Source organism: Brevundimonas sp. M20 (genome assembly GCF_006547065.1).
In the GTDB taxonomy this organism is placed as follows: domain Bacteria; phylum Pseudomonadota; class Alphaproteobacteria; order Caulobacterales; family Caulobacteraceae; genus Brevundimonas.
In genome coordinates this window covers 198,973-221,080 of the sequence record NZ_CP041243.1, presented here as the reverse complement: position 1 = coordinate 221,080, position 22,108 = coordinate 198,973, and the positions used below count along the sequence as shown (strand labels likewise).

The following is a 22,108-nucleotide window of genomic DNA, read 5'->3' as shown; positions in this document are numbered from 1 at the left end:
GGAAGCGGCGGCTTATGGCGGAAAGTCGAGCGTTTGTCGACTCAGGGTCCCTTGTTTCGCCGCCCCGGTTCCCGCAGAAGTGCGAAAGACATCACAGCGCTTCCGGGGGGATCAATGCTGCGTGTGACCGCCATCCTTGCAATCACCATGGGTCTGGCCGCCTGCGGCAAGAGCTACCCGATGATTCCGGAGACGACGCCGTCCGCCGTCCTCACCTTCGACCGGACACCGAACAGCCGGACGCTCTTCATCAACATGACCGGAATCTCGATTTTCGAGAATCCGGATTGCGAGGAAACTGAATTCAGCGGCGGCGCGGCTCACATCGTCGAGAATGATCCGCGCCTCCAGATCCGCGTTCAGGCCGGACAGCCGATCTGGGTCATCACCGACACCTACTCCGTGCGGCAGATTTCGCCCTTCGAGGAAGAGGTTGGCGGCTGCGCCCGGCAGGTCGGCTTCCTGCCCGTCGCCGGTCAGCGGTACCAAGCGATCATCCGGACCTGGATGGATGAATGCAGCATCCAGGTCGTGCAGGCGGACGGAACGCCGATCAACAATACACCGGACAGCCTGCCTCCCGAAGGCTGCCGCGGCGTTTCGCAGATGGCGGTCAACAGGATCAACAACCAGCGGGCCCGTCAGGGAAAGCCGCCCATCCAGTAGACCGGCCAGATCAGACCGAAATGTCGAGCAGGACCGCCTCGCTCTTGCCCGAGCGGGCGGCGTCTTCCATCGAGCGCTTCATGGTCTCTTCCAGCTTCTGCTGGATCAGCTGGGCGATCTGGTCCTCGACGGAGTTCCGCTGCTCGACCGACATGGCGGCGATGCCGTTCTCCGACATCCCGTTCTCGGACAGGACTTGATCGCGGATCTTGGCCTTCAGGGCCTCCATCTTCTGCTCGCGGGCCCATTCGCTGAGCCCCTTTTCGCGGATTTGATCCAGGTCCGACGTGGTCGAACTGACCGCGCGCGGCGAATTCTGCCGGGTCGAATTCGACCCCGACAGTCCGGCTAGATTACCGAGAAAACCCGCAACTGACGAAATTGACATGGCTTTTCTCCTGCGCGCGCGTCGCCGGCGTTTGATCTCGCCGACAGACCTGCAAACGGCGGGCCGAACGCACTTTCGGTTTCGGCGTTGGCGTCAGGCATGGCCCATTCCGAAACCCCTGATACGGTGACGCTCCCGGCCTCCTCGCTGCGAGACACCACCATGATCCAGGCCGCCGACGACCGGCTGCGCGAAGAAGTCCGACTGCTGGGCGGGCTTCTCGGCGAGGTGATCCTCGCCGAGGGCGGGCGCGAACTCTACGACCGGATCGAGGCCGTGAGGCAGGCCTCGGTCGCTTGGCACCGGAACGCCGGCGAGAAGGACGCCCGCCTGCTTGAGACCCTGCTGGGTGAGCTTTCGCTGGATCAGGCGGTTGGGCTGGCGCACGGCTTCGCCGTCTTCTCCCTTCTGGCCAATGTCGCCGAGGACCGGGCGGGCAAGCGGCGCGCGCGGGAACAGACCGTCTCGGGCGCCCGGCCGGATACGCCGGAAGGCGCGCTGGAACGGCTTAGGGCCGCCGGACAGTCCACGAACGACGCGCGTGACCTGCTGAAGACCGCCCTGATCTCCCCGGTCCTGACCGCCCACCCCTCCGAAGTCCGCCGCAAGAGCGTGATCGACCGTATCGCCGCCGTCTCGGACCTGCTGGACGCCTGCGACCAGAACGGCCCCGCTTGCGATGTCGAGACCCGGGATGCAGGTCTGCGCCGACAGACCACGATACTGTGGGCCACCCGGCTGGTCCGACAGGCCGGACTGGTGGTGCAGGACGAGATCGACACCGTCGTCTCCTTCCTCGAACGCATCTTCCTGCACGTCGCCCCGGCCCAGCTCGCGGATTGGCGCAAGCGGCTGGATGCGCCAGATCTGGCGCCTTTCATCCGCATCGGCACCTGGGTCGGCGGTGACCGCGACGGCAACCCCAACGTCACCGGGGAGGTTCTGACCGCCGCCTTCCGGACCCAAGCCCGGGCCGTCCTGCGCTTTTATCTGGACGAGGTGAATGCGCTGGGCGCCGAACTGAGCCTCTCAGGCTCGATGAGCGTGATCTCGCCCGAGCTTGCCGCGCTGGCCGGTATTTCGGGCGATCACTCCGAGCATCGGGCGGACGAGCCCTACCGGAAGGTCCTGAGCCAGATCTACGCCCGGCTGGCGGCGACACACCCGATCCTCACCGGCCAGCCCGCCCCTCGCGCCGCCGCCTTCGCGGCCGAGCCCTATGAGGGCCCGTCGGCCTTCCGGGCCGATCTGGCCGTCTTGCAGGACAGTCTGGTCGCCAACCACGGCGCGGTCTTCGCGGATGACCGGCTGGCCCGCCTGATCACCGCCGCCGATGTGTTCGGCTTCCACATGGCGACGCTGGACCTGCGCCAGAACTCTGACGTGCACGAGCGGGTTGTGGCGGACCTGCTGAAGGTGGCCGGTGTCACGGACGACTACTCGGCGCTGAGCGAGGAAGCCCGGCTGGCGGTTCTGGCTTCCGAGCTGGCTTCCGGGCGTCTGCTGTTTAATCCCTATGAGACCTATGCCGAAGAGACTCTGAAGGAACGGCGCATCCTGCAGGCGGCGGCCGAGGCCCTGCGCCTGTTCGGTCCGCAAGCCATCCGGACGCACATCGTCTCCAAGACCGACGCCGCCTCTGACCTTCTGGAGGTCTATCTGCTGCTGAAGGAGGTCGGACTGTTCCGGCCGGAGGACCCGTCGTCCTGCCCTGTTCAGGCCGCGCCCCTGTTCGAGACCATCGGCGACCTGCGGGCCTCGCAGCCGACGCTGGAACGCCTGTTGAAGGAACCGTCCGCCCTCGCCGTCGCGAAGGCGCGCGGGGTGCAGGAGGTGATGATCGGCTATTCGGACTCCAACAAGGATGGGTCTTATCTGACCTCGACGTGGGAGCTGCACGAGGCGTCGCGCGCCCTGCTTGAGGTGACCGACAGGGCCGGCCTGCGTCTGCAGCTGTTCCATGGTCGGGGCGGCGCGGTGGGCCGTGGCGGCGGCTCCAGCTTCGCCGCCGTGCTGGGTCAGCCGCAGGGCACCGTCGCCGGACGTATCCGCGTGACGGAGCAAGGCGAGGTTATCGCCAACAAATACGGTGAGCCCGAGGTGGCCCGTCGCAATCTGGACGCCCTGACCTGCGGAGTCCTGCTGGCGTCACTGGCTCCGCCACCCGACGCAGAGCTGACCGCAAAGCATGGCGCGACCCTGTCGAAGCTCTCGCAGGCCTCGATGAGCGCCTATAGGGCGCTGGTCTATGAGACCGACGGCTTCGTCGACTATTTCCGCGCCGCCACCCCCATCGCGGAGATCGCCGATCTGAAGATCGGGTCGCGGCCTGCTTCACGCACCGCGTCCACCGCCATCGAGGATTTACGGGCCATTCCATGGGTGTTCAGCTGGAGCCAGAGCCGGGTCATGCTGCCGGGCTGGTTCGGCTTCGGCTCAGCCGTCGAGGGCGTATCGGTCGATGAGCTTCAGGCCATGCACCGCGACTGGCCCTTCTTCCGGACCCTGATCCAGAACATGGAGATGGTCATGGCCAAGGCGGATATGACCATCGCCAAACGCTACGCCGGTCTCGTTCCGGACGCCGCGCTGGCGGATCGGGTGTTTTCGGCCATTCGGGCCGAGTGGGACCGAACGGAGGCTGCGGTTCTGGCCATTACCGGTCAGGAGGCCCTGCTGGGCGGCCAACCCGAACTGGACAGGCTGATCCGGCTGCGCATGCCCTATGTCGAGCCGCTGAACCACGTGCAGATCGAACTGATCCGCCGCCGCCGCGCCGGAGACGATGATCCCCGGGTCCGCGAATGCATCCTTCTGGCGCTCAACGGGGTGGCCGCCGGGCTGCGCAACAGCGGCTGATCGGCGGTCAGGTTTCGGCGATTTAATGCGGCGTCTCGATTTCGCCGTCGAAGTCTCACGGGCCTGAAACAGGCGCGGCTCATACGGCCTTCCGTCACCACCCCCGAGTGACGCAGCGCTCCGCAGGAGACCGCCATGAAGACCCTCGCTTCCCTGACCGCCGCCCTGTCCCTCCTCGCCGCCGGTTCGGCGTCGGCGCAGGAGGCCCGCATCCAATGGGCCGATTTGAACCTGGCCTCGTCGGCGGGCGCCGCCGCGCTCGATCAGCGCATCGAGGTCGCCGCTCGCGACCTGTGCCGGACCGCCCGCCGTCCGGGCAGCCGCCTGAGCGACCGCGACTTCTGCGAAGCCGCTGTCCGCCGCGAAGCCCTGCGCCAACTGCCCGGCGCAGCCCAGGTCGACTACGCCGCCAGCCGGGCCGTCGTGGCCTACTGATCTTGCGACGGGCGCCGCCTCAGCCTCGCCCACCCAGTGAGAAAGGCCGGTGGCGAACCACCGGCCTTTCCTTTGTACAGATCTGTCAGCCTCAGCTGGTGGGGAAGCCCCGCACCCGCAGCAGGGCCGCCACGTCCGGGTCGCGGCCACGGAAGGCGCGGTAGGCTTCGCCCCGATCCGTGGTGTTGCCCGGTGCCAAGATGATCTCCTTGTAACGACGGCCGATCTCCGGATTGAAGACGTCGCCGGACTCCTCGAAGTAGGCCCAGGTGTCGGCGTCCATCACCTCCGACCACAGGTAGCTGTAATAGCCGGCGGAGTAGGCGTCCGACGTGAACAGGTGATTGAACTGCGGCAGGCGGTGCCGCATCACGATCTCCTTCGGCATGCCGTAGCGCGCCAGGCTGTCGCGTTCGAAGGCGTCGATGTCGGTCGGCGGCGTGGCCTGGGTGTGGAGGTCCATATCAACCAGCGCTGACGACAGATAGCTGACCGTCGCATAGCCCTGATTAAAGGTGGAGGCGCGCTCGACCTTGTCCACCAGCGCCTGCGGCATGGGCTCGCCGGTCTGATAGTGCTTCATGAAGCCGTCAAGGATCGGGCGCGACAGCACCCAGTGTTCATGCACCTGTGACGGATACTCCACGAAGTCGCGCGGCGTGCCGCCCAGCGCCGGATAGTTCACCGTGGAGTTCAGCGAGTGCAGGGCGTGGCCGAACTCGTGGAACAGGGTCTCGGCGTCGTCCAGCGAGATCAGCAGGGGCTCGCCCTCGCCCGGCTTGGTGAAGTTGTTGTTGTTCGAGGACAGGACATTCTTGCGACCGTCATAGGTCGAGTGCGAGCGATAGCTGGTCGCCCAGGCGCCCGAGCGCTTGCCGGCGCGGGCGAAGTCGTCCGAGTAGAACAGGCCGACGTTGCGACCGGTCGCCTTGTCGTTGACCTCGAACACCTCGACGTCCGGCGTGAAGCCCGGGACCACGCCCTTCGGCAGGGCCTTGAACTCCAGACCATACAGACGTTCGGCCATGTAGAAGGCGCCGCGCTTGACCGCGCCCAGTTCGAAGTAGGGCTTCAGCTCGTTCTGATCGAGGTCGTACTTCTGCTTCTTCACCTTCTCGGCGTAGTACAGGTAGTCCCAGGGCTCGATGTCATGGCCGGCGATGGCGCGCATGTCCGCCACTTCCTCGGCCACACGGGCCTTGGCCGGAGCCCAGACGCGGTTCATCAGGTCCATCGCGGCGGCCGGGGTCTTGGCCATGGTGTCCTGCATGCGCAGTTCAGCGTGGTTGCGATAGCCCAGCAGCTTGGCGCGCTGATCCCGCAGACGAACGATCTCGGCGATGGTCGCATTGGTGTCGTTGGCGTCGCCGTTGTCGCCACGGTTCACGAACTTGCGCCACACGATCTCGCGCTGGGCGCGGTCGTCGCCGAAGGTCAGGAAGGGATCGACGCTCGAGCGCGTGTTGACGATGGCCCAGCCCTGAACATTGCGGCTGCGCGCAGCGGCGGCGGCGGCGGCCTTGTTCGAGGCGGGCAGACCGGCCACGCCCGCTTCGGTCGTGATGACCGTCCAGGTGTTTTCGTCCGCCACGACCTTCTGGCCAAAACTGGTGAAGGCGTTGGACAGGGCGGTGTTGATGCGGCCCAGCTCGGCCTTCTTGCCCGCGTCCAGGGCGGCGCCGCCCCGGATATAGGCATCGCGGCTGCGGGTGACGATGCGGGTCTGTTCGGCGGTCAGGCCCATGACCTGTGCGTTGTCGGCAACCGTCTTGATGCGGTTGAACAGTTTTTCGTTGAAGGTGATCTCATCGCCCGCGGCGGAGAGCAGGGGCGAGACTTCACGATCCAGCGCCTGATAGTCGGCCGAGCCGATGTTCGAGATCATCACGCCGAACAGGGCCATGGCCCGACCCAGCGGTTCACCCGCCATCTGCATGGCGACCGAGGTGTTGGCGAAGGTCGGGGCGTCGGGGTTGTCGGCAATGGCCGTGATTTCGGCGCGACGCAGCTCGATGCCTTCAAGGATCGCTTCACGGAGCTTCGGCGCGGTGACCTTGTCCCACGGGGGCACGCCCTCATAAGGCCCGGTCCAGACCTGCAGCAGCTCGGCGCGCGGCGTCTGAACCGGCAGGACAGCGCGGGCGACCCGGGCGTCCTCGGCCATACCGCCGGTGGAGCCCGCGGCGCCTCCGGTCGTCGCGCAGCCTGCGGTGGCGGTCAAAGCCATAAGGCTGCCTCCGGCGATGAGAAGATGGCGTCTGTGCATGGGAACTCCGTAGCGTCGGTTCGTTTCCCCGGACCCTGGACCCGGAGCGGGCGGACTGTCACACGAACGAGGCCGAAGCTCCAGCCATGGACGGAAGCGGGCGGCGCGGCTAAATCGCGCCTATGGCCATTGGCGTTTTTGACTCCGGCGTGGGCGGGCTGACCGTCCACCGTGAACTGACCCGACGCTTTCCCGAGCGAGATTTCGTCTATCTGGCCGATCAGGCCAACGCCCCCTATGGCGGCCGAGGCGGCGAGGAAATCGTCGATCTGACCCGCGCGGGCTGCGAACGGCTGTTCGAGGCCGGAGCCAATGTCATCGTCCTGGCCTGCAACACCGCCAGCGCCATCGCCCTGCGCCGCCTGCAACAGACCTGGGTGCCGGAAGCGCGGGCGCGTCATGGCCGCCCGGTCAATGTGCTGGGCATCATCGTGCCGACCATCGAAGCCGCCACCGGGCTGCCCTGGACCTATGAAGCCGAGCATCGGGCGGAAGGCGAGAAGGTCGAGGCTATCGCCGTCAACGGCGTCTTCTGCACCGCCGCCACGGCCATGAGCCGGGTCTATGAGATCGAGATCGACAAGCGCCGCGAGGATCTGGCCGTCTTCTCCGAACCCTGCCCCGGTCTGGCGGGCCTGATCGAGCTGGGCGCGCCGACAGAGGAGCTGGAAGTCGTGGTCCGTGATCATGTCGACGCCCTGCGTCGGCGCATCGGCCGCCACCCGGACAAGGCGATCCTCGGCTGCACCCACTACGAGATCGTCGCCGATATCTTCGCCGCCGCCCTGCCGGCTGAAACCGCGATCATTCACCAGCCCGCCGCCGTGGCCGATGCGCTGGAGCGCTACTTCGCACGGCACCCGGAGTACGCGCTCGGCGGCTCCGGCCGTCGTGACTTCCTGACCACCGGAAATCCGGGTCCGCAGTCCGAGCGGGTCAGCCAGTTCTGGGGCGCGCCCCTGACCTTCCAGTCCGCCTGACTTGACGCCGCCCTCTGATCGGCGGCCATTGGCTGTCAGGAGGAAGGGCCATGCTGAAATCACTGCTCATCGCCGGGGCGCTGGCCTTGCTGGCGGGCCCCGCCGCCGCGGAAGTGGTGGAGCGGAGCGCCGACGGCTTCACCCTTCGCTACGCCAGGTCCATCGAGACTTCGGCGGGCGACGTCGTACTGGCGCTCGAATCCATCGGCGCCTGGTGGGACGGCGCACATACCTACAGCGGCGATGCCTCCAATCTTTCGATCCGGCTTGAGCCCGGCGCCTGTCTTTGTGAACGATTGGCCGACGGCACGTTCTTCGAGCATGGTCGGGTCATTCTGCTGGATGATGACCACTTGAGCCTGAACGCGCCGCTGGGTCCTCTGAAGGGCCGGACATCCAGGGCCGACCTGACCTTCAGCTGGCCAGACGCGAACGCCGCGGATGTGACGGTGATCATGACGTTCAGGGTCGAAGGCGCGGGCGTCGGGGCTTGGGCTGACGGCGTCGACGCCGTCATGCAGGGCCAGTACGACCGCCTGATGCATTATGTGGAGCACGGCGAGACGCCGGGGGCCTGACCACGGGCGAACTGTCGGCTCCGTGGACCCGCCACAACCACAGCTCCGCGATCAGCAGGTTGGGCAGCCAGCACAGGAATGAGATGGCGCGGTAGGCTTCTTCGAAGGGCAGCCCGCTGAGGGCCGCGAGGGGCAGCAGAACTCTCAGCGTGACCGCGGCCAGCGTCAGCGAAAGGCTGCGGATCATCCAACGCCGATGACCGGTCAGATCACCGCGAATGACCTTAAGCCACCCCATGACGGTCGTGAAGAACCACACCACCGCCAAGCCGCCGAAACCCACGCCAGCGATTGGTCCCGCCGACGTTGTCAGGGCGAGCCACGACCCCGCAACCGCGCTGGACAGACAGGCGAGCACATAGCCCCGTCCGGCGAACCGATGCCACCGCAGGCGCACACCTCTGCGGGTAACCAACTGGAACAGCCCGAGCGTCAGGGCCGTGACCCCCCCGGCGACATGAACGACCAGCGCCCACGGCCGGTGCTCCAGATGCGGGATGACCGGCGGGGCGGGGAATGCCGGATCGGGCGCCAGATAACGCGCGCTCAGCAAGGCGACCCCCAGCGCCATCAGGATCAGAAGACTGAACCCCGCCACCTTCATCAATCGCTTCACAAGACCGCTCCCCTGTTTGAGAAGGGCGGCTTGAACCACCCCCCGGGGACGTGTCAGCGTTCCGTTCGCGAACGGAGCAGGTTCCTTCGCGAACGGGGCCGCGCGTGACCAAGGTGCAGTTGATCAATGTCCTGCGGCGCCCCCTTCTGGGTCGCGCGACCGTTGCGGAATTCAACGCACTGGTCCTTCTCGGACTCTTCCTGTCCGCGATTGAAGCCTTCGGCACGGGCGCGATGAGCCCGGGGCTGCGTAACATCTACTGGCAGATGGCGCTGATCGGCGGCGGGGTCATCGCCGCCCTGGTCGAGGTGGCCCTCAGACACATCTTCCGGGATCGCCCGGTTCTGTTCATCACCATTCAATTGCCGGTGATGACCTTGCCGATCACCGGCTGGGTGTCCGTGATTCCGGTCGTGTTCTTCGGGCCCCACGCCGCTGCGGAAAGCTATCTGCCGCTCTTGCCCGATGTGCTGACCGTCAACATCGCGATCATCATCGCATCCGCCGCAATTCGCAGGATGGCGGCGCCGAATGCTCGCTTGCCGGTCGCAGACAACCAGACGCCCCCGGCGATCCGGGCGAAGCTGACACCCCGGCTGGCGCGCTCAAGGCTGATCGCCGTACAGGCGGAGGACCACTACCTGCGCATCCACACCGAGGCCGGCTCCAGCCTGATCCTGATGCGATTCAGCGATGCGCTGGCGGCGCTGTCCGACTGCGACGGCTTCCAGACCCATCGCTCGTGGTGGGTGGCGCGAGCCGGGGTGGAAACCGCCCGCTGGAAGGGGGGACGGGGCGAGTTGCGCCTTTCTGACTCGCTCGTCGCGCCGGTCAGCCGGACCTATGCCGCAGCTCTGAAGGATACCGACTGGGCCTCGCCCGTCGCTATGCAGCCCTAGGAGGCCAGAGCCGCCTCTGACGACACTATGCGGCTGACCGCATGGACCACCGCGCCGATCCGGAGCGCGCACTGGATCTGCGTGTTGGGCACGGCATGTTCGCGCAGCGTCGCTTCATGTGCGTCCAGACAGGCGCCGCAGCCGTTGATGGCCGACACCGCCAGAGCCCAGAGCTCGTAGTCAACCCGCTCGACGCCCGGATTGCGGTTCACGTTCATGCGCAGGCGAACCGGAAGCGTGGCGTACTCGGGGTTCTTCATGATGTGCAGCGCCCGGAAGTAGACGTTGTTCATGCCCATGATGGCCGCCGCCGACTTGGCCGCGCTCATGGCTTCAGGCGACAGGACAGTCGTGGCCTGGGCCTCAATCGCCTTCACCACCGGCGCGACGCCGATGCCGTGAGCCGAAGCGAGGAAGCAACCCCACTTCTGTTGCTCGCTCAGAATGGTCTCCTCGATCAACGAGTCCATGTTCTGGGAAATGTCACGGGCATAGGCCGGAATCTGGTCGCGCAGGGCGTCGAGGGACATGAAGGGTCTCCGCCGGGAGGAATGAGGATCGCATTGAACCGCCGAAAATCCGGTGATCCGCGCCGCACAGGATACAGGTATTTCCGACCCCTATCCCAGACCTGACAAGACCTGACGACAAGGTCCCGTGCCCTTTCCCGGCCAGCCCGCGCGCGTCAGGCTGACCGGGCGACAGGGAGTACCGGAATGTCTCGTTTAACCGCCGTCCTGCTGACCTTCACCGCCCTCGGATCGGCCCTCGCGCCATCCGTCGGCCTCGCCCAGACCCCGCCCGCCGCGATTGGCGATCGTTACGTCCCCGCCCCCTGGTGGATGCGCGATCCGGTCATTGCTTCGGTCGGCTATGTTCGCACGGAGGTTCCGGCCAACCGGGCCGCCTTCAACGCCACCTTCCAGTCGGTCGAGCGCACCGCCGCCGAGGCCTCGCGCAAGGCCGCCGATCAGGTCCGCGCCCTCAGTCAGGCGCTGGCCGCCTATGGCGTCGATGTCGCCCGTGTGGAGACCTCGATCACCACCCGACCGATCTACGACCAGTATCGCGATGAGAACGGCGTCCTGCGCGACAACGTCCGCGCCGACCGCATCGCCCGCTATCAGGCCGACGCCAGCGTCTCGGTGACCCTCCGGGACGTGTCTGTGCTGGAACGCGCCTATGCGACGGTGATCGCCTCCCAGCCGACCTCCGTCAGCGCCGTGCGCTTCAATCTCGAGGCGGAGAATGCGGTGAAGACCTGGCTGCAGGGCGAGGCGGTCAAGGATGCGGCCCGACGCGCCCGCGCCGCCGCCGGGAACGCCGGAGCTGACCTCGGCGGAGTCAGGGTCATCGACCCGACCGGGCGAGCGTGCGAGACGGATGTCCTGGCCGGCTGGCCGTCCTACAGTTCCGGCGTCGAAGGCGCAACAACGGTCGAGGACGTCGCGGTGACCGGCGCTCGCGTCCAGCGCGCACCGGGAGCGCCGCCGCCTCCCCCTCCGCCGCCTCCACCCGCCGGAGCCGGCGCGCCGACCGAGGCCCAGATCGAGGCGGCGAGGCTGGCGCTGCAACCGCCGCTGCGTGAACTGACCGACCGCGCCTGCGTGGTCTACGCCCTGAACTGACCGGACGGCTTGACGCCCGGCCACCGACAGGCGACCGAGGCGTCATGTCCACTGACTTCAAAGCCGACCCCGCCTTCGACGCCGGGTCCGTCATCGCCCTCGACTGGCCGCTGTGTCAGGTGCGGCTGCAGGATGACAGCCGCTTCCCGTGGCTGATCCTCATCCCCCGGCGGACCGGGCTACACGAACTGGAAGATCTGGGGCGGGACGAGCGCACGGCCCTGATGGACGAAGTCCTGAGGGCCGGCGATATGGTGCGGCTGCTCGGTGAGACATCAGGCCGTCCGGTTCAGAAGTTGAACGTCGGCGCCATCGGCAACATCACGGCCCAATTGCATGTGCACGTCGTCGGACGCCGTCATGACGACGCCGTCTGGCCCGATCCGGTCTGGGGTCGAGGGCCCGCGACGCCCTATGGGGCGCCCGCGCTGCAGGCTGCAATTTCCCGGCTGCGGCTCAGCCAGTAACGATCAGTCGGGGCGAGAGACCGACACAGCCCGGGACCGGCCGTTGGAGGCCAGGGTTCCCCGCCAGCCGCCGCCGCGCGCGGGCTCCAGCGTCAGAACCCCCATGCCTTCCAGCGTGATGGTGCGACCGCTGGCCGTGGCGACGCCGAAGCCGTCCGGATTACGCCAGCCGCCCTCGACCGGACCGCTGCGCGGATCGCTCATCACCAGACCGAACAGGACGTGACCCCTCTCATCAGACACGCGCCAGCTCCCGTCGAGCGGCCCGGAGGTCTGATCAACCCGAAGCTCGGCATTGGTCACGCCACGATTGTAGGCGACCTCGACCGCCCCCGGCACAAACTCATAGGACCGCGCATAGGCGTCGACAGAGACCGCGGCGGCCAGCGGGGGCCGTTGGGTTTCGTCGCCGTCTCCCTGTGCGTTTTCTCTTCCGAAGCTGGAGTTCGGCTCGAACGGACGGATCGCGGGCGCCGAATACAGCACCTGCGAGGAGGGATGCGGGGCGGACTGCTGCAGGAGAGCGCCCGCAAGTGCGAAGACGATAAGGCCTGACATGCGCCTTAAGCTGCCGTGCGAAGGTTTCCAAAGCTACTACAGATCGCCCGCGCTCGAAATTGTGATGAGAAAACGCGCCGTCCGTGAGGTCATCGGGCGAAAGTTGTGAACCTTGGCTGCGTTGACCCTCCCGCCGTCGCTGACTAAAGCCTGTTCACCGATTTCGAGCGACTGATTTCGCTCAGGTTTTTTGAGAACCATTCGCAAATGTCGAGCTCCCCAACGACGGGTGACAAGGCGACCGACCGGACCGGTCGCTTCGTGCGTCAGCCCAACGGCCGCATCACGCCCCTTTCGCCCCATCTGCAGACCTGGCGCTGGCACGTCACCATGACGGCCTCCATTTTGTTCCGTGTCACCATCGGCGCCGCAAGCGTCGGAGCCTTCTTCGGGCTGGCCTGGCTGGGACTGGCCGCCTGCGGGCCCGAGGCCTATGACACGGCCCGCGGGCTCGCCGGCTCGCCATTCGGCCTGTTCATCGGCTTCGGCCTGACTGTGGTTCTGTTCTCGTTCGTGCTGAACGGCGGACGCCACCTAATCAATGACACCGGCAACGGCCTGACGCTGAAGTCCGCCACTCTGCTGTCCAACATCGCCGTGTGGGCGCCGATCCCGCTGGCGATCCTGTTCTGGGCGGCCCTGTTCGCCACCGGGAGGGTTTCGCTGTGAGCGGTCCGGCAAAGTTCAAGAAAAACGTCAAGATTTCCGAGCGTCACGGCGCGAAAGAATGGGCGCTGGAGCGGGTCTGCCTGCTGCTGCTGATGCCGCTGGGCCTGTGGGTGGGCTGGGTCGCCTTCAGCCTGACCGGCGCCTCCCACGCTATGGTGATGGACTGGTTCGCCAGCCCGGTGAACGCCGTCCTGCTGGCCGCCACGGCCATCATCTTCTCCACCTTCGCCGCCCTCGCGTGGAAGGTGATCGTCGAAGACTATGTGCACACGCCGGGCGCCAAGGGCCTGTCGCTGTTCCTGGTCAACCTCTTCTTCTTCGCCCTGGCCGCGGCCAGCGTCTTCTTCATCGTGCGTCTGGCTCTGGGCTCCGCCCCTCTGCCGGCGGGTATCGGAGCCTGACCGGTGGCTGCTTACGAATTTGTCGATCACGAATATGACGTCGTCGTCCTCGGCGCCGGCGGCTCCGGCCTCCGCGCCGCTCTCGGCGCCGCCCAGCAGGGCCTGAAGGTCGCCTGCGTCACCAAGGTGTTCCCGACCCGCTCGCACACCGTCGCGGCGCAGGGCGGCATCTCCGCCTCGCTCGGCAACATGGGCGAGGACTCGTGGAAATGGCACATGTACGACACCGTGAAGGGGTCGGACTGGCTGGGCGACCAGGACGCCATCGAGTATCTGGTCCGTGAGGCCCCCAAGGCGGTCTATGAGCTGGAACACTGGGGCGTGCCGTTCTCACGCACCGACGAAGGCAAGATCTACCAGCGCGCCTTCGGCGGCATGACCCGCAACTACGGCGAAGGCCCGGTGCAACGCACCTGCGCCGCCGCCGACCGCACCGGTCACGCCATTCTTCACACCCTCTACGGCCAGTCGGTCCGTCGCGAGGTCGAGTTCTTCGTCGAATATTTCGGCCTGGACCTGATCATGCAGGACGGCGCCTGCACCGGCCTGACCGCGCTGAAGCTGGACGACGGCACCCTGCACCGCTTCCGCGCCAAGATGGTCATTCTGGCCACCGGCGGTTACGGTCGCGCCTATTTCTCGGCCACCTCGGCTCACACCTGCACCGGCGACGGCAACGCCATGGTGCTGCGCGCCGGCCTGCCGTTGCAGGACATGGAGTTCGTGCAGTTCCACCCGACCGGCATCTACGGCGCCGGCTGCCTGATCACCGAGGGCGCGCGTGGTGAAGGCGGTTACCTGACCAACTCGGAAGGCGAGCGCTTCATGGAGCGCTATGCGCCGACCGTGAAGGACCTGGCCCCCCGCGACATGGTCAGCCGCTCCATGACCATCGAAATCCGCGAAGGCCGCGGCGTGGGTCCGAACAAGGACCACATCTTCCTGCACCTGGATCACCTCGATCCGGCGATCCTGCACCAGCGCCTGCCCGGCATTTCGGAATCGGCCAAGATTTTCGCCGGCGTCGACGTCACCAAGGCGCCGATCCCTGTCCTGCCGACGGTCCACTACAACATGGGCGGCATCCCGACGAACTATCACGGCGAGGTGCTGACGCTGCGCGACGGCAACCCGGACAGCGTGGTTCCGGGCCTTATGGCCGTGGGCGAAGCCGCCTGCGTCTCGGTGCACGGCGCCAACCGTCTGGGCTCCAACTCCCTGACCGATCTGGTCGTGTTCGGCCGGGCCGCCGGTCTGCGCACCGGGGAGGTCGTCGACAAGACGTCGAAGGTGCCGGACGCCCCGGCCTCGACAACCGATAGCCACCTGGCCCGTCTGGACCGCTTCCGCTTCGCCGACGGCTCAACCCCAACCGCCAAGCTGCGCATAGAGATGCAGCGGGCCATGCAGTCGGACGCCGCCGTGTTCCGCACCGGCAAGACGCTGGAGGAAGGCGTCGCCAAACTGCGCGCCATCCACGCCCAGGGCGATGACATCAAGACCACGGATCGCGGCCTGATCTGGAATACCGATCTGGTCGAAACCCTCGAGTACGACAACCTGATCGATCAGGCCCTTGTCACCATCGAGGGGGCTCTGAACCGGACGGAATCGCGCGGCGCCCACGCCCGCGAGGACTATCCGGATCGCGACGACACAAACTGGATGAAGCACACCCTCGCCTGGAAGACCCCGGGCGACGCGGTGAAGATCGACTATCGTCCGGTGCACAATTACACGATGTCCGACGAGGTCTCGTACATCGAACCCAAGGCGCGGGTGTACTAATGGTCCAGCTTGCTCTCCCCCGGGGCTCGAAGCCCACCACCGGCAAGGTTCACAAGGCCCCCGCCGGCGCGAAGAACGTCAAGACCTACAAGGTCTATCGGTATGATCCCGAGGTCGACGCCGATCCGCGTTGGGACATCTTCGAGGTCTCGGCCGACGATCATGGGCCGATGCTCCTGGACGCCCTGATCCACATCAAGAACGAGATCGACCCGACCCTCGCCTTCCGCCGGTCGTGCCGCGAGGGCATCTGCGGCTCGTGTTCGATGACCATCGACGGACGCAACACCCTGGCCTGCACCAAGGGCATGGACGAGTGCGCCTCGGACACCATCTCGATCGCGCCTCTGCCGCACCAGCCGGTGGTCAAGGATCTGGTGACCGACCTGAGCCTGTTCTACGCCCAGTACGACTCGATCCAGCCCTACCTCCAGTCGGACGAGCCCGATCCGACCACGGAGCGTCTGCAGTCGCCGGAGGACCGCGCCAAGCTGGACGGTCTGTACGAGTGCATCCTGTGCGCCTGTTGCTCGACCTCATGCCCGAGCTACTGGTGGAACCAGGAAGAATACCTCGGCCCGGCGGCCCTGCTGCAATCCTACCGCTGGATCGCTGACAGCCGCGATGACGCGACAGACAAGCGCCTCGATGATCTCGAGGACCCGTTCAAGCTCTATCGCTGCCACACGATCATGAACTGCGCCCAAGTCTGCCCGAAGGGGCTGAACCCGGCCAAGGCCATCGCCGAGACCAAGAAACTGATGGTCTCGCCGAGCCGCAAGAAGGAAAAGGCCTCGGCCTGACCCGGATGACCGAAGTTCTCCTTTTCTCCTACGGCACCCTTCAGGACCCGCAGGTGCAGGGGGCGAACTTCGGGCGACGGCTGGATGGCTTGGCGGACGCCCTGGGCGGCTATGAGCGGACCATGGTCGAGATCACCGACCCGAACGTGATCGCCGAGAGCGGCCTGACCCACCACCCGATTGTTCGACCTACGACGGACGGTTCAGGACGGATCGAGGGCGTGGTCTTCCGCGTCACCGACGCCGAGCTGCATGCCGCCGACGACTATGAGGTCGATGATTACCACCGCATCCGGGTGACACTGGAATCCGGGCTCGACGCCTGGGTCTATGTCGCCCGTTCATAGTCTGATAGCAGCCCCACATGGCCAAGATCACCTACGTCGAGCACGACGGCAAAGAGCACACCGTGGAGGTCAAGAACGGCCTCAGCGTGATGGAAGGCGCGATCCGGAACAATGTCCCGGGCATCGACGCCGACTGCGGCGGCGCCTGCGCCTGCGCGACCTGCCACGTCTATGTGGACGAAGCGTTCCAGGCCGAAACGGGCCGTCCGTCCGCTATGGAGGAGTCCATGCTGGACTTCGCGGAGAACGTTCAGCCGAACAGCCGCCTGTCCTGCCAGATCCGCGTCTCGGATGATCTGGATGGTCTGGTGGTCCGCCTGCCGGAAAACCAGCACTGAGCCTCGACCTGATCGCCGTGGTCGGCCGCCTGATCGCGGCGGGGCCACAGGATCGTCCGCCAGTCATCGGCGTCGCGGGATCGCAGGGCTCGGGCAAGACGACACTGGCGCGCAAGGCCGCCGAGGCGTTCGGTGGGGTGCAGCTCTCGCTGGATGATATCTATCTGACGCGGGGCGAACGGGCTGACCTCGCGCTAGACATCCATCCTCTGTTCGCCACACGCGGCCCGCCCGGAACACACGATCTCGGTCTTCTGGAGCGGACAATCATAGCCCTCTCCAACGCCGATCCGGATAGCGAAACTCCGCTGCCCGTCTTCGACAAGCTCACCGACGACCGGCTGTCGGAAGACGACTGGTCACGCTTTCGCGGACGCCCCCGCGTTATCCTGATCGACGGCTGGTGCCTCGGCGCCCTGCCTGAAGCCGCGGACGCTCTCGCAACCCCCTTGAACATCCTCGAGCGCAAACAGGACCCGGACGCCGTCTGGCGCAAAGCTGTGAACGACGCGGCAGGCGCCCGCTATCTGGCGCTGGCGGACCGACTGGATGCGCGACTGTACCTCCGCGCCCCGGGCTTCGACACCGTTCTCGATTGGCGCTGCGAACAGGAAGAAAGCCTGCGCGGTCGCCCCCTGACGCCCGAAGAACGTCACGGGATCGCCGATTTCATCCAGTATTTCGAACGTCTTACCCGTCGAATGATCGACGGCGGGGTACGCGCGGACGTCATTGTGCAACTGGATCGAAACCGTCTGCCGGTCACTATCACCTCATGAGTTTCCAGGACCGTCGCCTTGAACCGCGCTCACCCGTCAACGCGCGAGGAATCGTGGTCGCGCCCGGGCTGGAAATGCCGTGCCTCATCGCCGACGTCTCGGCCACCGGCCTGAAGGTGCGACTGGACCGCAACCTGGCCCTGCCCAAACAGGTCCAGATCGTCGATCTGACCCAAGGCATCGCCATAGAAGCCGAGTTGGCGTGGTCAAAAGGGCAGGAGGCAGGCTTCAAACGCACAGGCCAAGCCAGCTTGCGCGGCCTGACCCCATCGCGTCTGGCAGACGCTCGTGCGGCCTATCTGCGGGCCGGCGGCCGTTAGTCGAGCGTTCGCGCCATGAAGGCCACGACCTTGGGCCAGGCGTCCTGACGAGCCGCCGCATCGGCCTCGGGAGAGCCCCCGCTACGCTCCACCTGGCGCACGCCGCCGTCGCCGACCAGATCATGGCCCGCATCCGGGTAGATGAGGGCCGTGGTCTCCAAACCAGCGCGGGTCCGGGTTTCCAGAATGGTCGTGGCGGCGGCGGACGCGTTCCACTGGGCGTCCCGTCCCCCGGCGATGAGCAACAGGTTCCCCGGATAGGCCTCAACCGGGATGCGCGCTGCGGCGGCCTTGTCCGGGTGATCTGCGCGGCCATTCTCGTGGATCGCGCGCAGGTCGGCGGCAGGCCCGGCCAACAGGCCCTCCACGAAGCCGCGATAGGGCGTGAACGGCAAGGGACGGCCGTTGAAGGAGAAGGACGACCGCGTCCCCTCTGCTTCCACCATTTCCAGACCCCAGCCCTCCCAGACCACGTCGGTCGGCGCATAGGCGACAATGCTGTCGATCCACGGATAGCGGCTGCCCGCGATCAGGGCGAATTCGGCGCCCTTGGACGCCCCGAACAGGCCGAACCGCTCCACGTCGGCGCCCGCCATGCCGCGCAGCGCCTCGCGCAGTTCCGCGATCTGATCGACCCGAATGTCGATGAAGCTCCCCGGAAGGTTCGGGAATTTCGGCGGCGGGCCGTACTCGCCCCAGTTCGGCGAATAGTAGGGAAGCCCGACAGCGGCGTATCCCATGCGGGCGAGGATGGGGCCGAAGCGAACGCCGGCCTCATCGTTGCCGTCCGCGCCGTGCAGGATGACGACGACGGGCTTCGGCTGGTCCCCCACAGTATAGAGGACGGCGTGCGGGAAACCCGCGATGGGCGTTTGGGTCACGTCCTGCGCCATGGCCGCCCCTCCGAACAATAGGGCGTTGATCAGCGTCAGCAGGCCGGTCAGTCGGGTCAGCATGGACATCTCCCCCGGCGGTTCATCCGCCTTCATAAGGGTAGTCGCCGCCGATGACGGTTCCGGATGCAGCGATCAGATGCCTTCGGGCATGGTCTTGGCGGTGATGGCGATACGGCCGATCAGGCCCTTCACGATCAGGTCCAGCGCCGAGCCCTCACGATAGTCAGCGGCCGCGACGAAGTTCACGCGATCCTCCGAGATCAGCGAATAGATCTTCTTCTGGTCCCGCTCGGAGTTACGCGGATCGTAGACGGCGACCGAGAAGCCGCCCTTGGTGTGCATCATCTTCATGGTCGGAACGTCGGTGTCCCCGTCGCCCAGGAAGATCATCCGCTCGAACGGGATCGGGCGGGCGTCGTCAGCCATGAATTTGTTGATCTTGTCGTGCTCCCAGTGGTTCAGCACGCCCTTGTTGATGCGGAAGAGGTACTGGGTCTTGGTGGTGTAGTTCACACCCACCGCCGGCCAGATGGCGACGCCATCCTTGTCGTAGACGAATTTCGACGCGAACACATGGTGGAACTCGTCACGAATCGGACAGCCGTCGATCATCTCCTCCAGCCCGGCGGAGACGATGTAGTGCTCGATATCCAGACCGTACTCGCGGCCCTTGGCGTTGATGCGCTCGAACCAGCCCTTGCCGGTGAGGTCGCTTTTCAGGCCGTCGAACAGCTTCACGTCCTGCCCGTGCTCACGCAGCCCCTCGCGGGTGATCGGCGCGCCGTTCTGGCGGGCGTGCTGCAGCATCAGCTGCATGTACATCAGGATGCCGTCGCCGTCGGCTTCCTTGGTCAGCGCCTCGGCCTCGCCCCAGAAGTCGCCGATGCCCATGCCCACGGACGGAATGAAGCTGACTTCCTGCATGTTCCCGCGGGCGAGGGTGCCGTCGAAGTCGTAGATGAGGGCGGTCTTGAGCAGCTTGGCCATGGGGCGGATCCTGAAGTTCTCCGCCGCTCTATACCAAACTAGCCGAGCCGCAACTCCGGCGCGGCGGCGACGCTCGCTGCTTCCAGGGGCAGATGCAGAATGAAGGCCGCGCCCTTGCCGGGTTCGCTCTCCACCTCGGCCCAGCCGCCGTGCAACTCGACAAGCGCCTTCACCAGCGCCAGACCGACCCCCGGGCCGCCCCGCTCGCGCCGGACGAAGCGATCAAAGACATGGGCTTGCAGATGGTAGGGAATACCCCGCCCGCTGTCCTCGACCCGGAGACGGATCTCGGAAGGTGCGCCCTCGGCGATCAGATTGACCGAGCCGCCCTCGCCCACCGCACGGGCGGCGTTGTCCAGAAGATGCTCCAGCGCCTGCCCGACCCGCTGCGCATCGGCGCGGATAGGACGCAGACCCGCCGGACAAGTCACGGTCAGGGTCGCGCCCCGACCCTCGATCCGGGCACGCACCTTTTCGGCTGCGGTGTCCAGAAGATCGCTGACCCGGACATCGCCCAATGTCAGTTCCATCTCGCCCGCATCAATCTGGGCCATGTCCAGCACATCGTCGATTGAGGTCGCCAGTTGGCTGGCGGCGACGCGGATGGCGCCCGCGTGCTGCCGGCTTCGCTCGGGCAGATCGCCTTGCAGTTCAAGCAGTTCGGAGTAGCCGACGATGGTCGTCAGCGGTGTGCGCAGTTCATAGGAGACGCTGCCCACGAACTCGCGCTTCAATGCCGTGGACTCTTCCAGCGCCTGCGCCTTGGCGGCCAGCGCCTGCTCCAGCTCACGGCGGGCGGTGACATCCGAGAAGGCCACCAGTGTGGCGCCGTCGGGAAGCGGGCGGGTCTGCCAGGCGGCCACGCGACCATCGGCCGTGCGTCCCTCGCCCGAGATCGGCACACGGCTTTCGGGGTCCGGATCAGCAACCCGCGCCTTCAGGCCCAGCCAGAGGCTCTGGTCCGGCATGGTCTTCTGGCAGAGGGCGGCGACGGCGTCGAAATCCCCGGCCGCGCGCAGCTGTTCGCCGGTCACGCTCCAGAAGGTCTCGAACGCCTCGTTGTGCAGGCGGATACGGCCGTCGGAACCGAACACGGCGACGGCGTCGTTGAGCTTGTCGAGCGTCGCCGTCTGGACCTGGATCTGGGCGTTGAAGCGGCTGCGCAGTTTCAGCTCGTCAGTGATATCCGAGAACAGCAGCAGGACCCCGCCCAGCGGGTGCGGCTGACGCACGACGCGCAGGGTGCGCCCGTCCGGCAGGGACCAGCTGTCATCCGGCGCGGCCGCGGCGGCCCCGTAGAAGTCCAGCTCGCGCGCCTTCCAGCCCGCATAGTCGATGACCTCGGGCAGCAGGCGGCGCTGGCGCAGGCGGTCCAGCAGTTCGGCATGCGTCGGCCGCTCATCGAGATAGCCGGGATCGACGCTGAACATCTGCTGGAAGGCGGTGTTGTGGAACGCCAGCCGCCTGGACGGGCCGAAGATGGCGACCGCGTCGGCGATATGGTTCAGGGTTTCGTCATGGGCCTCGACGTGGCGACGCAGGGTGTCGCGCGTCTCCTCGGCCTCGGTCATGTCCAGGGCAAAGGCCAGTACGCCGCCGCCGGGCGCGGGCTCGGCGACGATCCGCCAGGCGCGGCGACGTCCGCCGCCCGTCGTCCAGCGGAAGCCTTCCTGACGCTGATGCAGCCGCCCGGCTTCGGCCACGATGGCGTCCGCGCCGCGGTCGAAGGTCAGGGTCTTGTCGCGCGCGGCCTCGACCGTCTCGACCTTCATTTCGGCCAGCCAGGCGCGGTTGGCCCAGGCCAGACGCCCGCCCGCATCGACTACCCAGGTCGGCGCCGGATAGTAGTCGGCCAGCAGCCCCAGCCCGCTCTCTGCCGCCGTGCCGATCAGCCCAAGCCGGGACAGGCGCAGCCAGGCGGCGCCGGCGGCGCTTCGGCCCTCGACCGCCCACGCACCGGACTCGCCTTCCAGCACGGCGTCGAACGCCTCGCCACGCTCGATCAGCCCATCCAGACGCGGTCCGGCCACGCCGCGCACGGCGTCCAGAACCACATAGGCAGGGTCATCGGGGAAGACCTCGACGCCCTTCGTCAGATCCCGGACAATCATGTCCCATGTTGCGGGCGAGCCCAGTCGGTCAGCCCCGCCGCCGGGCGTCAGGGCGACACGAACGTCCTCGAACGCCGCCAGCGCGCCGTCCCGGGCGGACAGATCGAGATTCGCCTTCTGCATGGCGGCCTCAAGCGCGGTGTTCCGTTCGGCCAGGCGCGCACGCAGCCGCGCGGCCCAGGCGCTGAGCGCCAGCGCCAGTCCCGCGGCGCCCGCGGTCGCGACATAGGCGATGTCCGCCTCGGCCATGTGTGTCGTTCAGCTCCCGAGCCCTGATTCGGTAACCATAACGCATGGGCGGCGGGGAGCTAGGGCGTAGGACTTGGAGC

The 22,108-nt window shown here is 66.7% G+C and carries 24 protein-coding genes; 16 read left to right on the top strand and 8 right to left on the bottom strand.

The features are described 5' to 3' along the window. Positions 1-114: 114 nt before the first annotated feature. Complete coding sequence (locus FKQ52_RS01125; protein WP_141625471.1) at positions 115-666, top strand: hypothetical protein; 552 nt, start codon at positions 115-117, stop codon at positions 664-666. Positions 667-676: 10 nt separating this feature from the next. Here the strand turns inward: FKQ52_RS01125 and FKQ52_RS01120 are convergent, their stop codons facing one another. Beyond that, complete coding sequence (locus FKQ52_RS01120; protein ID WP_141625470.1) at positions 677-1,054, bottom strand: hypothetical protein; 378 nt, start codon at positions 1,052-1,054, stop codon at positions 677-679. A 99-nt stretch (positions 1,055-1,153) separates the two neighbouring features. Here FKQ52_RS01120 and ppc point away from each other — a divergent pair, with 99 nt between their 5' ends. Together ppc and FKQ52_RS01110 are read left to right on the top strand one after the other, a co-directional pair. Beyond that, positions 1,154-3,913, top strand: a complete 2,760-nt coding sequence (gene ppc, locus FKQ52_RS01115) for a phosphoenolpyruvate carboxylase (protein WP_370451002.1) — start codon at positions 1,154-1,156, stop codon at positions 3,911-3,913. 135 nt (positions 3,914-4,048) lie between these two features. Further along, on the top strand, positions 4,049-4,348 hold the full coding sequence (locus FKQ52_RS01110; protein ID WP_141625469.1) for a heavy metal-associated domain-containing protein: 300 nt from the start codon (positions 4,049-4,051) through the stop codon (positions 4,346-4,348). Positions 4,349-4,439: 91 nt separating this feature from the next. Here the strand turns inward: FKQ52_RS01110 and FKQ52_RS01105 are convergent, their stop codons facing one another. Next, a complete protein-coding gene (locus FKQ52_RS01105) occupies positions 4,440-6,575 on the bottom strand; it encodes a M3 family metallopeptidase (protein WP_370451001.1) in 2,136 nt (711 codons plus the stop codon). Between the two features lie 161 nt (positions 6,576-6,736). Between FKQ52_RS01105 and FKQ52_RS01100 the strand changes: the two genes are divergently transcribed. Next, positions 6,737-7,594, top strand: a complete 858-nt coding sequence (locus tag FKQ52_RS01100; protein ID WP_141625467.1) for a glutamate racemase — start codon at positions 6,737-6,739, stop codon at positions 7,592-7,594. A gap of 50 nt (positions 7,595-7,644) precedes the next feature. Further along, positions 7,645-8,172: an SRPBCC domain-containing protein gene (locus FKQ52_RS01095; protein WP_141625466.1), complete on the top strand. Its 528-nt coding sequence runs from the start codon at positions 7,645-7,647 to the stop codon at positions 8,170-8,172. Here the strand turns inward: FKQ52_RS01095 and FKQ52_RS01090 are convergent. After that, entirely contained in the window at positions 8,108-8,788 is a 681-nt protein-coding gene (locus FKQ52_RS01090) for a DUF2306 domain-containing protein (RefSeq protein ID WP_240811700.1), read from the bottom strand. The genes FKQ52_RS01095 and FKQ52_RS01090 overlap by 65 nt on opposite strands. Before the next feature lie 104 nt (positions 8,789-8,892). On the opposite strand from FKQ52_RS01090, the gene FKQ52_RS01085 reads away from it, so the two are divergent. Next, positions 8,893-9,687, top strand: a complete 795-nt coding sequence (locus tag FKQ52_RS01085) for a LytTR family DNA-binding domain-containing protein (protein ID WP_141625465.1) — start codon at positions 8,893-8,895, stop codon at positions 9,685-9,687. On the opposite strand, the gene FKQ52_RS01080 is transcribed toward FKQ52_RS01085, so the two are convergent. Beyond that, positions 9,684-10,217, bottom strand: coding sequence for a carboxymuconolactone decarboxylase family protein (locus tag FKQ52_RS01080; RefSeq protein WP_141625464.1), 534 nt, complete (start codon positions 10,215-10,217; stop codon positions 9,684-9,686). The genes FKQ52_RS01085 and FKQ52_RS01080 overlap by 4 nt on opposite strands. Before the next feature lie 186 nt (positions 10,218-10,403). On the opposite strand from FKQ52_RS01080, the gene FKQ52_RS01075 reads away from it, so the two are divergent. Further along, the gene (locus FKQ52_RS01075; RefSeq protein ID WP_141625463.1) at positions 10,404-11,315 is read left to right on the top strand and encodes an SIMPL domain-containing protein; all 912 of its coding nucleotides are present in this window, start codon (positions 10,404-10,406) and stop codon (positions 11,313-11,315) included. A gap of 44 nt (positions 11,316-11,359) precedes the next feature. Beyond that, the gene (locus FKQ52_RS01070; RefSeq protein WP_141625462.1) at positions 11,360-11,782 is read left to right on the top strand and encodes an HIT domain-containing protein; all 423 of its coding nucleotides are present in this window, start codon (positions 11,360-11,362) and stop codon (positions 11,780-11,782) included. Between the two features lie 3 nt (positions 11,783-11,785). Here the strand turns inward: FKQ52_RS01070 and FKQ52_RS01065 are convergent, their stop codons facing one another. Beyond that, positions 11,786-12,340 (bottom strand): hypothetical protein, encoded by a 555-nt coding sequence (locus FKQ52_RS01065; protein ID WP_141625461.1) that lies wholly within the window; start codon positions 12,338-12,340, stop codon positions 11,786-11,788. A gap of 207 nt (positions 12,341-12,547) precedes the next feature. Between FKQ52_RS01065 and sdhC the strand changes: the two genes are divergently transcribed. The 8 genes from sdhC to FKQ52_RS01025 are packed head-to-tail and all read left to right on the top strand — an operon-like array spanning position 12,548 to position 17,785. Next, complete coding sequence (gene sdhC / locus FKQ52_RS01060; RefSeq protein ID WP_141625460.1) at positions 12,548-13,009, top strand: succinate dehydrogenase, cytochrome b556 subunit; 462 nt, start codon at positions 12,548-12,550, stop codon at positions 13,007-13,009. Further along, complete coding sequence (gene sdhD / locus FKQ52_RS01055) at positions 13,006-13,410, top strand: succinate dehydrogenase, hydrophobic membrane anchor protein (protein WP_141625459.1); 405 nt, start codon at positions 13,006-13,008, stop codon at positions 13,408-13,410. The genes sdhC and sdhD overlap by 4 nt, the downstream gene beginning before the upstream one ends. A gap of 3 nt (positions 13,411-13,413) precedes the next feature. Continuing rightward, complete coding sequence (sdhA, locus tag FKQ52_RS01050; RefSeq protein ID WP_141625458.1) at positions 13,414-15,198, top strand: succinate dehydrogenase flavoprotein subunit; 1,785 nt, start codon at positions 13,414-13,416, stop codon at positions 15,196-15,198. Next, positions 15,198-16,001 carry a succinate dehydrogenase iron-sulfur subunit gene (locus tag FKQ52_RS01045; RefSeq protein WP_141625457.1) on the top strand — a complete coding sequence of 268 codons (804 nt, stop codon included), beginning with the start codon at positions 15,198-15,200 and terminating at the stop codon, positions 15,999-16,001. The genes sdhA and FKQ52_RS01045 overlap by 1 nt, the downstream gene beginning before the upstream one ends. Before the next feature lie 5 nt (positions 16,002-16,006). Beyond that, entirely contained in the window at positions 16,007-16,348 is a 342-nt protein-coding gene (locus tag FKQ52_RS01040) for a gamma-glutamylcyclotransferase family protein (RefSeq protein ID WP_141625456.1), read from the top strand. 17 nt (positions 16,349-16,365) lie between these two features. Next, on the top strand, positions 16,366-16,686 hold the full coding sequence (locus FKQ52_RS01035) for a 2Fe-2S iron-sulfur cluster-binding protein (RefSeq protein ID WP_141625455.1): 321 nt from the start codon (positions 16,366-16,368) through the stop codon (positions 16,684-16,686). 17 nt (positions 16,687-16,703) lie between these two features. After that, a complete protein-coding gene (locus FKQ52_RS01030; RefSeq protein WP_240811699.1) occupies positions 16,704-17,465 on the top strand; it encodes a kinase in 762 nt (253 codons plus the stop codon). Further along, the gene (locus tag FKQ52_RS01025; protein ID WP_141625453.1) at positions 17,462-17,785 is read left to right on the top strand and encodes a PilZ domain-containing protein; all 324 of its coding nucleotides are present in this window, start codon (positions 17,462-17,464) and stop codon (positions 17,783-17,785) included. The genes FKQ52_RS01030 and FKQ52_RS01025 overlap by 4 nt, the downstream gene beginning before the upstream one ends. Here the strand turns inward: FKQ52_RS01025 and FKQ52_RS01020 are convergent. The 3 genes from FKQ52_RS01020 to FKQ52_RS01010 all read right to left on the bottom strand — a co-directional run bounded on the left by FKQ52_RS01020 (position 17,782) and on the right by FKQ52_RS01010 (position 22,028). Next, positions 17,782-18,741, bottom strand: coding sequence for a dienelactone hydrolase family protein (locus tag FKQ52_RS01020; RefSeq protein ID WP_168196754.1), 960 nt, complete (start codon positions 18,739-18,741; stop codon positions 17,782-17,784). The two genes, FKQ52_RS01025 and FKQ52_RS01020, sit on opposite strands and share 4 nt — an antisense overlap. 72 nt (positions 18,742-18,813) lie before the next feature. Then, entirely contained in the window at positions 18,814-19,668 is an 855-nt protein-coding gene (locus FKQ52_RS01015) for an HAD family hydrolase (RefSeq protein ID WP_141625451.1), read from the bottom strand. Positions 19,669-19,706: 38 nt separating this feature from the next. Further along, positions 19,707-22,028 carry an ATP-binding protein gene (locus FKQ52_RS01010; RefSeq protein ID WP_141625450.1) on the bottom strand — a complete coding sequence of 774 codons (2,322 nt, stop codon included), beginning with the start codon at positions 22,026-22,028 and terminating at the stop codon, positions 19,707-19,709. Positions 22,029-22,108 lie beyond the last annotated feature (80 nt).